This is a genomic window from Dietzia sp. 2505, assembly GCF_040546785.1.
GTDB lineage: Bacteria > Actinomycetota > Actinomycetes > Mycobacteriales > Mycobacteriaceae > Dietzia.
The window spans coordinates 421,954-437,438 of the sequence record NZ_JBEPON010000001.1; the positions used below are offsets into that span (position 1 = coordinate 421,954).

Annotated in this window: 12 protein-coding genes and 2 tRNA genes; 8 read left to right on the forward strand and 6 right to left on the reverse strand. The window is 70.4% G+C overall.

Features of this window, described 5'->3' with window-relative positions; genetic code table 11:
- The first annotated feature begins 62 nt into the window (after positions 1-62).
- The 3 genes from ABIE38_RS01900 to ABIE38_RS01910 are packed head-to-tail and all read left to right on the forward strand — an operon-like array spanning position 63 to position 2,104.
- Positions 63-689: a mycothiol-dependent nitroreductase Rv2466c family protein gene (locus ABIE38_RS01900; RefSeq protein ID WP_354053757.1), complete on the forward strand. Its 627-nt coding sequence runs from the start codon at positions 63-65 to the stop codon at positions 687-689.
- A 45-nt stretch (positions 690-734) separates the two neighbouring features.
- Positions 735-1,208: a ribose-5-phosphate isomerase gene (locus tag ABIE38_RS01905; RefSeq protein ID WP_354053758.1), complete on the forward strand. Its 474-nt coding sequence runs from the start codon at positions 735-737 to the stop codon at positions 1,206-1,208.
- Between the two features lie 56 nt (positions 1,209-1,264).
- Positions 1,265-2,104, forward strand: coding sequence for an Fpg/Nei family DNA glycosylase (locus tag ABIE38_RS01910; protein ID WP_354053759.1), 840 nt, complete (start codon positions 1,265-1,267; stop codon positions 2,102-2,104).
- A gap of 45 nt (positions 2,105-2,149) precedes the next feature.
- Here the strand turns inward: ABIE38_RS01910 and ABIE38_RS01915 are convergent.
- A tRNA-Gly gene (locus ABIE38_RS01915) sits at positions 2,150-2,223 on the reverse strand.
- Positions 2,224-2,421: 198 nt separating this feature from the next.
- On the opposite strand from ABIE38_RS01915, the gene ABIE38_RS01920 reads away from it, so the two are divergent.
- The 5 genes from ABIE38_RS01920 (at position 2,422) to clpX (ending at position 6,958) form a co-directional block, all read left to right on the forward strand.
- A tRNA-Pro gene (locus ABIE38_RS01920) sits at positions 2,422-2,498 on the forward strand.
- Positions 2,499-2,549: 51 nt separating this feature from the next.
- On the forward strand, positions 2,550-3,965 hold the full coding sequence (tig, locus tag ABIE38_RS01925; protein WP_354053760.1) for a trigger factor: 1,416 nt from the start codon (positions 2,550-2,552) through the stop codon (positions 3,963-3,965).
- A gap of 240 nt (positions 3,966-4,205) precedes the next feature.
- A complete protein-coding gene (locus ABIE38_RS01930) occupies positions 4,206-4,847 on the forward strand; it encodes an ATP-dependent Clp protease proteolytic subunit (protein ID WP_107748149.1) in 642 nt (213 codons plus the stop codon).
- Positions 4,848-4,918: 71 nt separating this feature from the next.
- Positions 4,919-5,542 carry an ATP-dependent Clp protease proteolytic subunit gene (locus ABIE38_RS01935; RefSeq protein ID WP_179526200.1) on the forward strand — a complete coding sequence of 208 codons (624 nt, stop codon included), beginning with the start codon at positions 4,919-4,921 and terminating at the stop codon, positions 5,540-5,542.
- A gap of 147 nt (positions 5,543-5,689) precedes the next feature.
- Positions 5,690-6,958: an ATP-dependent Clp protease ATP-binding subunit ClpX gene (gene clpX / locus ABIE38_RS01940; RefSeq protein WP_354053761.1), complete on the forward strand. Its 1,269-nt coding sequence runs from the start codon at positions 5,690-5,692 to the stop codon at positions 6,956-6,958.
- Between the two features lie 6 nt (positions 6,959-6,964).
- Here the strand turns inward: clpX and ABIE38_RS01945 are convergent, their stop codons facing one another.
- The 5 genes from ABIE38_RS01945 to benC form a co-directional block, all read right to left on the reverse strand.
- On the reverse strand, positions 6,965-8,260 hold the full coding sequence (locus ABIE38_RS01945; protein WP_354053762.1) for a benzoate/H(+) symporter BenE family transporter: 1,296 nt from the start codon (positions 8,258-8,260) through the stop codon (positions 6,965-6,967).
- Positions 8,257-11,061 carry a helix-turn-helix transcriptional regulator gene (locus ABIE38_RS01950; RefSeq protein ID WP_354053763.1) on the reverse strand — a complete coding sequence of 935 codons (2,805 nt, stop codon included), beginning with the start codon at positions 11,059-11,061 and terminating at the stop codon, positions 8,257-8,259. Before ABIE38_RS01950 ends, ABIE38_RS01945 begins: the two co-directional genes overlap by 4 nt.
- Before the next feature lie 4 nt (positions 11,062-11,065).
- Complete coding sequence (locus tag ABIE38_RS01955; RefSeq protein ID WP_354053764.1) at positions 11,066-12,505, reverse strand: MFS transporter; 1,440 nt, start codon at positions 12,503-12,505, stop codon at positions 11,066-11,068.
- Between the two features lie 61 nt (positions 12,506-12,566).
- Entirely contained in the window at positions 12,567-13,400 is an 834-nt protein-coding gene (locus ABIE38_RS01960; RefSeq protein ID WP_354053765.1) for a 1,6-dihydroxycyclohexa-2,4-diene-1-carboxylate dehydrogenase, read from the reverse strand.
- Positions 13,397-15,400, reverse strand: coding sequence for a benzoate 1,2-dioxygenase electron transfer component BenC (gene benC / locus ABIE38_RS01965; protein WP_354053766.1), 2,004 nt, complete (start codon positions 15,398-15,400; stop codon positions 13,397-13,399). The genes ABIE38_RS01960 and benC overlap by 4 nt, the downstream gene beginning before the upstream one ends.
- Positions 15,401-15,485 lie beyond the last annotated feature (85 nt).

Consider the following 15,485-nt stretch of genomic DNA (forward strand, 5'->3'; position numbering starts at 1 on the left):
GCCCCAGTCCTACCACCCGGGGCGGGGTGGCAGTCGGGGACCCGGACGAGGAGGATGGGGTCATGACATCTTCTGGTTCCGCCGCCACCCGTTCCGTCGACTTCTGGTTCGACCCCCTGTGCCCCTTCGCGTGGGTCACCAGCCGGTGGATCCTCGAGGTGGAGAAGGTCCGCGACATCGAGCTGACCTGGAACGTCATGAGCCTGTCCGTCCTCAACGAGGGCCGCGACCTGCCCGAGGAGTACCTCGAATTGATGACGCACGGTTGGGGCCCGGTCCGGGTCGCGATCGCCGCCGCACAGCGTCACGGCCAGGAGGTCCTGGGCCGGCTGTACACCGAGCTCGGCACCCGCATCCACGACCAGGGACGGGGGATCGAGGACCCCACCGTCATCACCGAGGCGCTCGAGGCCGCCGGACTGGACGCGGGTCTCGCCGCCGCCGCGGCGACGGATGAGTACGACGACGAGCTGCGCGCCTCGCACCACCGCGGCATGGACCCGGTGGGCGACGAGGTCGGCACCCCGGTCGTGCACGTGGACGGCGTGGCCTTCTTCGGTCCCGTCCTCACGCGAATCCCGCGCGGCGAGGACGCGGGCAAGGTCTTCGACGGTGCCGCCCTGCTCGCCGAGTACCCCTACTTCTTCGAGCTCAAGCGCAGCCGCACCGAGGCCCCGCAGTTCGACTGAAGGCCCGGGGGTGCGGTGGGTGTCGAGCGTGGCAGAATCTCCGCCATGCGCATCTACCTGGGAGCGGACCACGCCGGCTTCGAGACCAAGAACGTCATCGCCGAGCACCTGAAGACCTCCGGCCACGAGGTGGTCGACTGCGGCGCCCACACCTACGACGCGGAGGACGACTACCCGGCCTTCTGTATCGACGCGGCTCGGAAGGTCGTGGCGGACCCGGGCAGCCTCGGGATCGTGCTGGGTGGTTCCGGCAACGGCGAGCAGATCGCGGCCAACAAGGTCCCCGGGGCCCGCTGCGCCCTGGCGTGGAGCGTCGAGACCGCGCGCCTCGCCCGTGAGCACAACAACGCGCAGCTGATCGGTATCGGTGGGCGCATGCACTCGCAGGAGGAGGCGCTGGCGATCGTCGACGCGTTCCTCGACCAGAGCTGGTCGGAGGCCGAGCGTCATCAGCGGCGCATCGACATCCTCGCCGAGTACGAGCGCACCCACGAGGCGCCGCAGGTCCCCGGGGTCTGAGCAGACGAGTGCTTGAGCGACACCGTGCTTGAACGTCACAGTGCCTGAGCTACACCGTGCCTGAGGGGCACACCCTCCACCGACTGGCCCGCCTGCACACCGAGTACTTCGCAGGCGGGCCCGTCCGCGTCTCCAGCCCACAGGGGCGGTTCGCGGACCACGTCGGCGTCGACGGGAGGGACTTCGACCACGCCTCGGCTGTCGGCAAGCACCTCTTCCACCACTACGAGGGCGGCCTTGCCGTCCACGTCCACCTGGGGTTGTACGGCTTCTTCGACACGCACCTCGTGCCACCGGGGGAGGAGCCGCCCGCGCCGGTGGGGCAGGTGCGGATGCGTGTCGGCGCGGTGCGTCCCGGTGTGGGACCGGAGGACTGCGCCGCCCACTACGTCGACCTTCGCGGACCCACGAGGTGCGAGGTCATCGACGAGGCGGGCGTGGCCGACGTCCGAGGCCGGCTGGGGCCCGATCCGCTGGACCCCGACGCCGGCCCGGACCGGGCATGGGCACGGATCTCCCGCAGCTCGCGCCCGATCGGCGCGCTGTTGATGGATCAGAAGGTGCTGGCCGGGGTCGGCAACGTCTACCGGGCCGAGGTGCTGTTCCGCGCCGGACTCGACCCGTTCCGTCCGGGGAGCCGGATCAGCAGGGAGCGGTTCGCGGCGATCTGGGACGACCTCGTCCGGCTCATGGCGGTCGGGGTGGAGGCCGGGGGGATCGTGACGATCCGACCGGAGCACGACCACGGCGACGTGCCCAGGCGGGGTGCGGACCGGCCGCGCAACTACGTCTACCAACGCGACGGGTGGGCCTGCCGGGTGTGTGGGGACGGGATCCGTTCCGCGGCCATGGAGGCCAGGACGCTGTTCTGGTGCCCGACATGTCAGGGGGGATGACGACGACGAGTCCCGCGGTATCGGGCGACGAGTCTCGGGAGTCGGTGGAGCGGGCGACGGGAATCGAACCCGCGTAGCCTGCTTGGAAGGCAGGGGCTTTACCATTAAGCTACGCCCGCGTCGGCGGCTGACCTGGGGTTTCCCCCTCATCTCGCTCGCGCTGAAACAACACTACCGGACCGGTGCGGCACCCCCAACTCCCGGCCCGCCAACTCGGAATCTGTCGTGATGGGGCACTGTCGTACACTGGGCGAGTTGGTTTGGCGGCCCGGCAGGTTTCCCGCGTACGGCGCGGGGTGGTCGGTCGCGCGACTCACCGGGATGTGGCGCAGCTTGGTAGCGCATCCGCTTTGGGAGCGGAGGGTCGCAGGTTCGAATCCTGTCATCCCGACCAGCGGAGCCCGAAACACGAACCCCCACACGAACTTCCTAGGAGATCATCACCGTGAAGAGCACTGTCGAGCAGCTGAACCCGACCCGGGTCAAGGTCACGGTGGAGGTGCCGTTCGCTGAGCTCGAGCCGGACTTCGCCAAGGCGTACAAGTCGCTCGCCGGCCAGGTCAACATCGCCGGCTTCCGCCCGGGCAAGGCCCCGGCCAAGCTCCTCGAGGCGCGCATCGGTCGCCCGGCGGTCCTGGAGCAGGTCATCAACGACATGATCCCGACCCGCTACGGCCAGGCCGTCGACGAGCACGACCTCAAGGTTCTGGCGCAGCCGGAGATCGAGGTGACCAAGCTCGAGGACGGCGACGTCGTGGAGTTCACCGCCGAGGTGGACGTGCGCCCGGAGATCACCCTCCCGACCTACTCTGACCTGGCGGTCACCGTGGAGGCCCCCGCCACCGACGACGCGGCGGTGGAGACCGAGCTCGACAACCTCCGCGCTCGCTTCGGCACCCTCAAGGGCGTCGAGCGCGGTGCCGAGAAGGGTGACTTCCTCTCGGTGGACCTGGCCGCCACCGTCGACGGCGAGCCCGTCGACGAGGCCTCGACCGAGGGCCTGTCCTACGAGCTCGGTTCCGGCACGCTCGTCGAGGGCCTCGACGACGCCGCCGAGGGCCTTAAGGCCGGCGAGTCCAAGGAGTTCACCTCCTCCCTCGTCGCCGGCGATCACGCCGGCAAGGAGGCGGTCATCACCGTGACCGTCCAGTCCGTCAAGGAGCGCGAGCTCCCCGACGCCGACGACGAGTTCGCGCAGATGGCCAGCGAGTTCGACACCCTCGACGAGCTCAAGGCCGACCTCACGGAGAAGGTGGCGCAGCAGGCCAAGGCCGGCCTCGCGGGCGAGATCCGCGACAAGGTCCTGGACGCGCTGATCGAGGCCACCGACATCCCGACCCCCGAGTCCCTCGTCGAGTCCGAGGCGCACGCGCAGATGCACCAGCTCATCGACCAGTTCGGTGGGGACCCGGCGATCCTCGACCAGGCCCTGGCCGCCGAGGGCACCGACCGCGAGACCTTCGAGGCCGAGACCCGCGAGGGCGCCGCGCGCGCCATCCGCAGCCAGCTCCTGCTGGACGCCGTGGCCGAGGACGCCTCGACCGAGGTCTCGCAGGAGGAGCTCACGCAGCACATCATGTTCCAGGCCCAGCGCTACGGCATGGATCCGAACCAGTTCGTGCAGCAGATCCAGCAGGCCGGCCAGCTCGGGTCGCTGTTCTCCGATGTGCGCCGCTCCAAGGCCCTGGCCGACGTCATCGTCCAGGCGAACGTCACGGACACCGAGGGCAACACGGTCGACACCACCGAGTTCTTCGGCTCGCGTGAGGAGGAGGCCACCGATTCCGCCGAGGGTGCGGACTCCGTCGAGGCCACCGAGGCCGAGGTCGAGGCCGCCGACGGAAAGGGCGACGACGCCTGACCGTCACCGCCTGAACCACCCCCGGAGCCGGGGACCATCCGACGGTGGTCCCCGGCTCCGTCGTTCGCGTCGACGGCGCCCGCGGCGGTGGCGGCGGACGGCGACGCTGAGAGCGAACACCCGCCCCGTCGGGACGGTTCCGTCGTGGGTGTTGGTTACTGTTTGACGTAACGGATACCCGGCCGCCGGACGGCCGGGCACCGCGGGAGCGGTGAGACGACCAGCGAAGGTAGGTACCCCGTGGCCCAGAACGGTTCAGCGGCACAGCCCGGTTCGACGCAGCCCGCCCTCAGCTCGCCCGGATCCCACGGGCTGACGCTCGGCGACTCGGTGTACGAGCGTCTCCTGCAGGAGCGGATCATCTTCCTGGGGTCCCAGGTCGACGACGACATTTCCAACCGCCTCTGCGCGCAGATCCTGCTGCTCGCGGCGGAGGACCCCACCCGCGACATCGCCATGTACATCAACTCGCCCGGTGGCTCCGTCACGGCCGGGATGGCGATCTACGACACGATGCAGTTCGTCGAGTGCGACGTGGCGACGTACGGCATGGGCCTGGCTGCCTCGATGGGCCAGTTCCTGCTGACCGCCGGAACCAAGGGCAAGCGCTACGCGCTGCCGCACGCCAAGATCATGATGCACCAGCCCTCGGCCGGCGTCGGTGGCTCGGCCGCCGACATCGCGATCCAGGCCGAGCAGTACGCCGCCACCAAGCGCGAGATGGCCGAGCTCATCGCCCAGCACACGGGCCAGTCGTTCGAGCAGGTCACCGAGGACTCGGACCGTGACCGGTGGTTCACCGCCGAGGCGGCCAAGGAGTACGGCTTCGTCGACCACGTGATCGCGCGCGCCTCCCAGACCGGCGGAACCTCGCCGTCGTGAACATCGAACCCGTCGCCCACGGGAGCGCTCCCGCAGCCCAGCCCGCCCCGCACACCACCACGGAGTCACCGATGACCTCACTGCCGACCTCGCGCTACATTCTGCCCTCCTTCGTCGAGCACTCGAGCTACGGCGTCAAGGAGTCCAACCCGTACAACAAGCTCTTCGAGGAGCGGATCATCTTCCTGGGCACCCAGGTCGACGACGCCTCGGCGAACGACATCATGGCCCAGCTCCTCGTGCTCGAGGGTCAGGATCCGGACCGCGACATCACCATGTACATCAACTCGCCCGGTGGGTCGTTCACCTCGCTGATGGCGATCTACGACACGATGCAGTACGTGCGTCCCGACATCGTGACGGTGTGCCTGGGGCAGGCGGCCTCGGCCGCCGCTGTCCTGCTCGCGGCGGGCACCAAGGGCAAGCGGGCCGCGCTGCCCAACGCCCGCATCCTCATCCACCAGCCCGCCACCGGTGGGATCCAGGGTCAGGTCTCGGACCTGGAGATCCAGGCCGCGGAGATCGAGCGCATGCGTCGTCTCATGGAGACCACGCTGGCCCTGCACACCGGCCACGAGGCGGACAAGATCCGCAAGGACACCGATCGCGACAAGATCCTCACGGCCGCGGAGGCCAAGGACTACGGGATCATCGACACCGTGTTCGACTACCGCAAGCTGTCGTCGACCAACTGACGTCCGGGCGGCGCGCCGTAGTGGGTAGCGGTGCGCCGTCAGGTCCAATGAACTGATCGCGCGGGGGGTCGGAATTGTCGGCCCTCCCGCGTACCGTCGACTACGGGGTGTGAATCCGGGCCCCTGGAATGCGAGGACGTAGAACTCATGGCACGTGTGGGTGAGAGCGGCGACCTGTTGAAGTGTTCCTTCTGTGGGAAAAGCCAGAAGCAGGTCAAGAAGCTGATCGCCGGTCCCGGGGTCTACATCTGCGACGAGTGCATCGAGCTGTGCAACGAGATCATCGAGTCCGAGGTCGAGGACTCGCAGGACTCGGCACTCGACGAGCTGCCCAAGCCGTCGGAGATCCACGCCTTCCTCGACGAGTACGTGGTGGGACAGGACGCCGCCAAACGGAACCTGGCGGTGGCCGTCTACAACCACTACAAGCGCATCCGCGTGGGGGCCTCCCTCGGTCGCGGTGACGCCGTCGAGCTGGCCAAGTCCAACATCCTCATGCTGGGTCCGACCGGGTGTGGAAAGACCTATCTCGCCCAGACGCTGGCCAAGATGCTCAACGTCCCGTTCGCCATCGCCGATGCCACCGCGCTGACCGAGGCCGGCTACGTGGGCGAGGACGTGGAGAACATCCTCCTCAAGCTCATCCAGGCCGCGGACTACGACACCAAACGCGCCGAGATGGGCATCATCTACATCGACGAGGTCGACAAGATCGCCCGCAAGGCCGAGAACCCCTCGATCACCCGTGACGTGTCCGGCGAGGGCGTCCAGCAGGCGTTGCTGAAGATCCTCGAGGGCACGCAGGCGTCGGTGCCCCCGCAGGGTGGACGCAAGCACCCGCACCAGGAGTTCATCCAGATCGACACGTCCAACGTGCTGTTCATCGTCGCCGGTGCCTTCCAGGGCCTGGAGAAGATCGTCGGTGACCGCGTGGGTCGCAAGGGCATGGGCTTCGGGGCCGAGGTGGCCAGCAAGAGCTCCCTGGACACCACGGAGAACTTCGCCGAGGTCATGCCCGAGGATCTGGTGAAGTACGGGTTGATCCCCGAGTTCATCGGGCGCCTGCCGGTCGTGGCGACGGTGACGAGTCTGGACCGCGAGGCGTTGGTCAACATCCTCAGCGAGCCCAAGAACGCGCTCGTGAAGCAGTACGCCCGGCTGTTCGAGATGGACGGCGTCGAGTTGGAGTTCACGACGGACGCCCTCGAGGCCGTGGCCGACCAGGCGATCCTGCGGGGCACCGGCGCCCGCGGCCTGCGCGCGATCATGGAGGAGGTCCTCCTCCCGGTCATGTACGACATCCCCGGACGTGACGACGTCGCCCGCGTGGTGGTCACCGGCGAGACGGTGCGCCACAACGTGCTGCCGACGATCGTCCCGTTCTCCGATGCCGAGCCCCGGGAGAAGTCGGCGTAGAGCCCGTCAGGTCGTGGTACGGCGTTCCAGCAGCGCCGACACCGCGAGGCCCAGGACGATTCCCCAGAACGGCGCGGAGATCCCCAGCAGGGACACGTCGGCCACCGTCACCAGCAGGCACACCAACGGCCCCATCGTGCGGTCGGTGCGGAACGCCGTGACGAACGCCGACTGCAGTGGCGCCAGCATCGCCAGCCCGCCGAGCGCCGCGACGAAGGCCGCGGGCGTCCCGACCATGAGACCGACGAACGCGGGGGAGAGCACCCCCACGACCAGGGCGAGCCCTCCAGTGCCGATCGCGGCCGCGTAGTGCCGACGGGGCTCGCCGGATGAGACGAGCAGCGCGTTGGTCGGTCCGGTCAGGCACGTGGAGACCGCGCCGATCGGGGAGACCAGCAGAGACCAGATCCCGCACGCCACGGCGCAGGCGTTCACCGGCGGATGGTGTCCCTTGGCACGGAGGACCCCGACCCCCTGGCCGTTCTGGACGACGAGCACGGTGATGGACAGGGGGACCACCAACTCCGTGAGGCCGCGGACGGTGAACTCCGGCCCCTGCACCATGGGGACGGCGAGCAGCCCGTCGTCCAGGACTCCCCGGGACAACCCGCCGTCGAGTACCACCGCGATGATCCCCACCAGCATCGCGGCGAGGATCGGCGGGATCACCCGGGCCACGCGCGGTACGGCCCCGACGGCGAGGAAGGCCAGCACCATGGGTAGGGCCACCGTGGCGGAGGCCCACACCGCGTCGACCAGGCCGAGACCGAACCGGAGGAACACCCCGGCCACCATGGCCATGATCAGGGGCATCGGTATCCAGTCCATGACCCTGCGCGCGACGCCACTGAGGCCGATCAGCAGGATCACCACACCTGTGACGACGTAGGCGCCGAGCACCTCGGACCAGCGCAGGTGGCCGAGTGAGTTGCCCACGATCACGGTGCCGGGGATGGTCCAGAAGAATGCCAACGGGGTCCGGTAGATCCAGCTCATGAGAATGGTGAGGATCCCGTTGGCGAAGAACACCCCGAAGATCCACGAGGACAGTTCCTGCGGGGTCAACCCGCCCTGTTCCCCCGCGGCCAGGATCACGGCGACGGGGCCGGTCGCGGAGAAGATCAACGCGATGAGGGCGTTGGCGCATTCTCTCGGGCCCAGGTCCGCGAGAACCCGCCGCGGCGAGGGCCGGCGGTGGTGGGGGATCTCGATCGGTAGCAGCGCGGCGGTCCGGGACGGGTCTCCCGCCGGGGCGTCGGTGTCCCGGCTCCACCCGTCGGTGGGGGCACTGTCGGTGGTCACGGGACTCCTGAATCGTCGGGGTCGGGACCGAACGGGTGGCGGGACCTGGCGACGTGGGCCGCCAACTCGGTGCGGCCGTTGATCCCGAGCTTCGAGTAGATGCGGGTGAGGTGGTACTGGATCGTCTTCACGCTGAGGAACAGCTCTTCGGCTGCCTGGGCGTTGGTCCGCCCCGCCGCGACGAGGGTCGCCACGGCCCGTTCCTGCGGGGTGAGGGTGGAGTTGCCGACCGCGCGGGCCACATCGACACCCCCGGCGCGGCGCTCCCGCTCACAGCGCTCGACGTAGGCGTGGGCGCCGAGTTGTTCGTAGAGGTCTCGGGCGGTCCCGAGGGCCAGGTGGGCCTCGCGGCGCCGGCCGGCCCGACGCAGTGTCTGGCCGAAGCCGAAGTGCATCTGTGCGGAGTAGTACGGCATCGCCAGTCCGTCGAGGTACTCCAGGCTCCGGTGGAAGATGCGGGTGCACTCCTCCACATCTCCGCGGACGGCGGCGATCCGGGAGCGGACGGCGCCGAGCCGGGCCTGGGTGGAGCGGTGGCCCAGCTCCACGGCCCGCTGTTCAGGGGGACCGATGAGCGCTTCGGCGTCCTCGAGCCGGCCGGCCAGGACGAGGGAGTGGGCGTAGAGATCGTGCCACGGCCAGAAGCCCGGCTGGTCGATGTCGTGCTGGAGGGACAGCACGTGCAGCGGTTCGGCGGCCCGCCGCACCGAGGTGTAGTCGCCGGCGGCGGCGGCGACCTGCATGCGCCCCATGGCGGAGGGGATGATCTGCACCGGGTAGGCGTCCGCGGTGGTGGTGAGGTGCCTCAGGTGCGCGGCCGCCCCCAGGTGGTCGCCGCGCATGGACCTCATGACGGCGCCGGACCAGTGGATCACCGGGGCGAGCAGGTCCAGTTCGAGGTCCTCGAGACGGCGGGCGGCGGTGTCGACGACCCGGAGCGCCTCGTCCCAGTCCCCCCGGAGCAGATGGGTGCGTGCGAGCCACGCTTGAGCCCACAGCGAGATCCGGGCGGAACCGGAGACGTCGGCCGTCGGCACGGCGGAGCCCAGGCGGTGGCGGGCAGTCTCGAGGTCGTCGTGGGCGAGCGCGATCCATCCGGAGGCCATCTCGAAGCGCTGTGCCACGGCGGGGGCGAGAGAACCGATCCGGTCCTCGTCGGCGACGCCCGCTCCCGGGGTGGCGTCGATCGCCTCGCCCAGGACGGTGATGGCCCGGGCCTCCTCGACCTCCGGTTGGTCGGCGTGGGCACCACCGATGACGACCCCGGCCCAGTGCCTCAGCTGGTCTGGGCGCCACAGGCACAGCGAGTGCACCACGAACTTCTGGGCGAGTGCGACAGGGTCGGGCGCGGTGACTCCGGGAGCACCGGACGACCTTGCGTCGAGGGCTCGCCGGAGGAGTGCCTCGGCCTCACCCGCGTGCCCCAGGTGGAGCGCGAGCGAACCGAGGACGGCATCGCGACGGGGGTCGGGCCGGACCCTGTCCAGCGTGTGGGACAGCGCGGCGGCCTCGCTGATCCGACCCGCCCCGAGGAGCGCGTCGATGCCGTCGATGTGGAGGCCCCGCGCCTCGTCGGGGTCCGCGGTGAGCGCCGCCGCCGTGAGGTAGGCGTGACCCGCGGCGCTCCAGTGTCCCGACCTGGCGTGCACCCCCGCACGCTCCCGGAGCATGCGGCAGAGTCCGGGATCCGGCCCGGTCGAGGTGGCCGCCAGGTGGTCCAGCGCGGCGTCGGGGTCCTCGAGCTCCGCGAGCCCGGCCGCGACGGTGTGTAGCGAGAGCAGTTCGCGGGGCGGGATACCGCGAAGGACCGCCGTACGGACGAGCGGCGAGCGGAACGTGAGCACGGCGGCGCCGGGGGAGAGGTCCACGCGGAGTATCCCGGCCCTGTGCGCGGCGTCGAGGGCGCCCAGCACCGTCCCGGTCTCGCCGGATCCACCCGATCGGGCCGCGACGAGCGCGGAGAGGGACTCCAGCAGGACGGGCGGGGGAAGGACGGCCGCGGCCTCGACCACTGCGCGGTCTCCGGGTTCCAGCCCCGCGAGCTGGGCCCCGGCCTCCAGCTCGACCGAGCCCGGCAGGGGCGGGGGTGAGAACGGGCTCGTCCACCAGGACTCGGAGGCCTCGTCGACGACCGCGGCGACCGCGTCGGCGGCACCCCCGGTGTAGTCCAGGATCCTGCGGGCCGCGGCGGCGGACGGTTCCCGCCCGGTGCGGGCTGCGGCCAGGGCGCGGATCTCGGAGTGGTCGAGCGCCCCGAGGTGCAGGGTCTCGCGGGCGAGAGTGGAACACAGGTCCGCGGACGGCCCCTCCGAGGGGTTCCCTGCGGTGAGGACCAGGAGGACTGCACCGTCGACGGAGGTCTCGAGAGCCGATCCGAGTGCGCGGAGGGATCCGGGATCGGCGTGGTCGGCGTCGTCGATCACGATGACCGTCCCGGCGCCGGCGGCCCCGAGCGCGGTGTCGAGCTCGTCGACCACTCGGGGCGCGGTCCGCTCGACCCCGGCCGGGCCGGGCGTCTCGCCGTCACCCGGCGCGGCGACCGGGGGCAGTCGCCGGAGGATCCGGTCGGCGATCACCCACGGGACGTCGTGTTCCCACGGCAACGCCCTGGTCAGAACCGTTGTTACTCCGGTGGTCCCCGTGAGCAGGGTGTCGACGAGGTGGCTCTTGCCCGCACCGTAGGGGGCGGTCACCAGGACCACCGACGACCCCCGGTCCACCACCGCGCCGTGAAGCTCGCGGAGTCGTCGCATCACGCGGTGGTGACCGTGACGGGGGAAGAGGGTGGGCATGGTGGTCATGACCTCAGCGTAGGTCGGCCGATGGGGTCTCGATCCGTTCCCGAGAACCGTCGGACCCGCCGTCGGGACCGGAGCCCATGATGGCGTCGGGGACCTGGGCGACCAGGCCCGGTGAGCGCGGGACGGCGAGGGTGATCACGGCCCCGACCAGGGCGACGCCCGCGAAAACGAGGAACGAGGTCTCCGCCTGGAGGCCCGCGGCGACGAGAAGGCCGCCGATGACCGGACCGAGGATTCCGCCCAGGCGCCCGAAACCCGCGCACCAGGCCACTCCCGCGGCGCGGGAACCGGTCTCGTAGTAGTTCGAGACGAAGCCGTAGACGAGTACCTGGGTCCCGATGGTGCCCATGCCGGCAGCGGCCACGAGCAGGATCATCAGCGCGATCGGCGGGGACAGGGTCACGGCGACCAGCGCGGACGTGGCCAGGAGGAAGGAGCAGGCCACGATCACTCGCGGGCCGTGTCGGTCGGCCAACCGCGATGCGGCCAGCCCGCCGGCGATGGCGCCGCCGTTGAGGACCAGCAGGAAGCCGAGGGAACTCCTGGCGTCGATGCCGTACGTCCCCATGATCGTCGGGAGCCAGGTGTTGAGCCCGTAGGTGAGGAGGAGCCCGGCGAAACTCATGAACCCGAGCAGGAGGGTGCCGAGTCGATAGGCCGGGGTCAGCAGCCCGGCGAATCCGGTGGGCGACGTTGCGGCGGTACCCGCTGCGCCGGGGCCGTCGGAGCTCTGGGTGGGGGCGTCGATGAAGGCGTGGACCGGCAATCCGCGGGCGGAACACAGCGCGACGGCCTCGTCGGTGCGCCCCCGCGAGGAGAGCCAGCGCGGCGACTCGGGCAGGGCGTACCACGCGTAGGGCAGGACGATGACGAGGGGCAGTGCGCCGATGAGGAACAGCCCCCGCCAGCCGATGTGGTCACACAAGAGCATCGCCAGGGCCGAGGCGAGGACTCCGCCGGCGGGGATACCGCTGTAGACCACGGCGTTGAACAGGTTCCGCCGCCCCGCGGGGGCGAACTCGGCGATGATCGCACCGGCGGTCGCGACGATCGCGCCGATTCCGAGGCCGGTGAGAAGGCGCAGGATCCCGAACGTCGTGATGTTCTGCGCGAACGAGGTGGCGGCCATGCCCACCGAGAACCAGGCGATCGAGCCGAGCATGATCCTCCGACGGCCAATGCGGTCTCCGACGGCGCCCGCGCTCAGCGCTCCGATCATGACTCCGACGAGGGCGTACGAACCCAGGGCGCCGGCCTGAGCGGCACCGAGGGGGCCGATCTGGCCGGGGTCCGCCATGAGTGTGGGCAGGATCGCGCCGTAGATAACCAGGTCGTAGCCGTCGAAGAGGATGGCCAGCGCGACGACGGCCAGTACCCCGTAGACGGTTCGCCGATGCGCGGGGGACTCCCAGACGTCGGCTGTGGTTGCGGTCTTCTCGGTCACGGTGGACCTCCGATGGGGGATGGGTGGGATGGGACAGGGGGAGCAGGGGCGGGACGGGCGGTCAGCCCTGGTCCCCGCCGGCGACCGGGAGGACCGACCCGGTGATGTACGACGCCTCGGGGGAGGCCAGGAAACAGATCGGGGCGGCCTGTTCGTGGAGGTCGCCGTAGCGACCGAGCGCGGTGGACTCGACGGTCTGGTCCACGATCTGCTGGTACCAGCGCTTCTCCTCGGCGGTGCGGGCGTCACCACCGCGGGAGATGCGGCGCTCCGGGGCGAGCGTTCCGCCGGGAGCGGTGGCCACCACCCGGATGCCGTGTGGGGCCGCCTCGAGCGCGAGCGCGGTGGTCAGTGCGTTCACCCCGCCCTTGGACGCCGCGTACGGGGCCCGGTTGACGCCCCGTGTGGCCACCGAGGACACGTTGACGATGGTTCCGGCCCCGACGGAGATCATCGACGGCAGGACCGACCGGCACATCCACAACGTGGGGAACAGCGAACGACGCACCTCCTTCTCGATCTGCTCGGGCGAGTACTCGTGGTAGGGCCGGGCCCAGATCGTGCCACCGACGTTGTTGATCAGTACGTCGATCCGACCGTGGGCCGAGAGGGCGGCATCGACCGCGAGGTGTGCGCCCTGGAATGTCTCGAGGTCGGCGACCACCGGGGTCACCCTGTGGCCGTCCGGCGACACGGCGGTCAGGTCCTCGACGACCTCGTCGACCGCCTCCGCGCGGTCGACGGCGGTGACCAGCCCGCCTTCCCGGACGACCCGGTCGGCGACCGCACGACCGATTCCCTGAACCGCTCCGGTGACCAGAACGGACAGCCCGTCGAAACGTCCGGGGGAGAGAACAGGTGGGACGGCGTCGTGGTCACCGACCGGGGCGCTCACGACGCCGCCTCGACGGACGTGTCGGCGAGCGCGGCCCGCATGGTCGCCTTGGCGTGTTCGGTGTGGCGCCGGATCAGGTAGCGTGCCGCGTCGCGATCCCCGTTCTCGAACGCGGCGACGATCTCGAGGTGCTCCGGCACGATGTCCTCGGACACCCAGCGGGCGTCCGGGAGGACACTGTTCATCACCCGGGTGACCTCCAGGATCCGGTAGGCCTGCAGGAGGGCCTCGTTGCCGGTGCAGCGGAAGAGGTACTCGTGGAACTGGCCGTTGGCAGCGGTGAATCGCGCCGGGTCGAGAAAGCGATCCCCCTGGATGTACTGGTTGGCCGACTCCGCCAGCATGCGGAACTCCGCGAGGCGGGCGGCGTCGAGTCGGCCCATGGTGAGCTCGACGGCTCCGAGTTCGAGCGCCATCCGGGCGTCGAACTGGGCGTCCGAGTGGGCGATCCCGGGATGCACCTCGCCGCTGACCACTCCGGTCGAGGACGTGATCGTCTCGGACCGCTCGCCGCCGGACAGCGACAGGGCGGACGATGTCGTCCGCGGGACCGAGGCCCGGGGCACGGACTGCATGGTCACGGGCCTGGGGACGTATCCCACCGGCCGGGCGGCGATGGGCGACACCTTCTCCTCGGCCGCCGGTCCCGGCGAGGACCCGGTGCCGGACACACCCGGGACACGGGACTCGAAAGCGACCGGTCTGGCGGCGATGGCCGGCTGCGGGTGCGCGGGACCGCGGGACCCGGCGCCGGCGGAGGGGAACAACCCCGGGGTGCGCGGGCGGAAACCCACGGGCCGCCCCGCGATCGGTGCTGCGGGGAGCGCGACGGCATCTCGGGTCGTGGCCACCGGCGCGGCCTCGAACCCTGGCTCCGCGGTGGCGTCGACGACGACGGGTGCGACTGCTGCAGGGGCGGTCGGTTCCGGGGTCTCAACGGGTGTTGCGGGTTCGACCGGGGCGCCCGGATCGGCCGCTCCGTCTGCGACCACGGTCGCCGGGGTGAACTTCTCGTAGTAGAAGTGTGTGACCTCGAGGCCCTCGGTATCCAGGAAGGCCCGGACGGACTCCACCATCGGCGGCGGACCGCACAGGTAGACGTCGGCCGTCCCGTCATGGAGGTGCTCGGGGCGGATTAACCCGGTGACATAGCCGGTGTTCGGGAACGCCGTGGCTGGGTCGGACACGACGAGGTCCCACGTCATCCCCGGCAACCGTGTCGCGTAGTCGTCGAGAAGATCGGTGTACACCACGTCGGTGTCGCGTGACGTTCCGTAGACCAGGTGCACGGGCCGGTCCCCGGAACCGGCGACGGCGAGGCTCTCCAGGATCGACAGGACGGGCGCCAGTCCGGTGCCCCCCGCGAGCAGAAGCAGCGGCCGCGGTGACTCGCGGAGGAAGAAGCTGCCCATCGGGCCCGTGAGGGCGAGTCGATCGCCCGCCGCGCACCGCTGCGCGAGGTACTCGGACATCGCGCCGCCCGGGGCGTACTTGATGAGAAACGACAGGCGGTCGTCGTCCGGCCCGGTCGAGAACGAGTACGAGCGGATCTGGTCCGTGCCGGGAACCGAGACGTTCACGTACTGGCCCGGCAGGAACGCCAGGGCTCCGCGGTCGTCGAGTTCCACGGTGAGCGCGAACGCGCCCTCGGCCAGGCGATCGACCGCCGTGACGGTTGCCGGGTGGGCCGCTGCGGTGGTCTTGGCCACGTCCGAGGTGGTGGGGATCTGGACCACCAGGTCCGAGCGGGGGACCATCTGGCACGGGAGGCAGTAGCCGGCCTCGGCCTCGGCCGCGGTGAGGGCGTCGTCGATGTAGTCGCCGCCGTCGAAGTCGCCCGACTCGCACAGCGACTTACACGTGCCGCACGCTCCGTCGCGGCAGTCGAGGGGGATGTTGATTCGGGCCTTGTACGAGGCGTCGGCGACGGTTTCCGACGGGCCGCATGTGATGAAGCGCGTCACACCGTCCTCGAAGCCCAGGGCTACCTGGTAACTCATGGGATCTCACTTCTTGTCGCTGGCATGATCGGCCGCACCGGGCGGCTCGGTGGTCGTCGGCGCCCCGATGGGGCGGGCTCGGTGG

Bases quoted from the DNA above. Each gene is read 5' to 3' on its own strand.
- ABIE38_RS01900 (WP_354053757.1), top strand. From the start codon at position 63: ATGACATCTTCTGGTTCCGCCGCCACCCGTTCCGTCGACTTCTGGTTC.
- ABIE38_RS01905 (WP_354053758.1), top strand. From the start codon at position 735: ATGCGCATCTACCTGGGAGCGGACCACGCCGGCTTCGAGACCAAGAAC.
- ABIE38_RS01935 (WP_179526200.1), top strand. From the start codon at position 4,919: ATGACCTCACTGCCGACCTCGCGCTACATTCTGCCCTCCTTCGTCGAG.
- clpX (WP_354053761.1), top strand. From the start codon at position 5,690: ATGGCACGTGTGGGTGAGAGCGGCGACCTGTTGAAGTGTTCCTTCTGT.
- ABIE38_RS01950 (WP_354053763.1), bottom strand. From the start codon at position 11,061: ATGACCACCATGCCCACCCTCTTCCCCCGTCACGGTCACCACCGCGTG.
- benC (WP_354053766.1), bottom strand. From the start codon at position 15,400: ATGAGTTACCAGGTAGCCCTGGGCTTCGAGGACGGTGTGACGCGCTTC.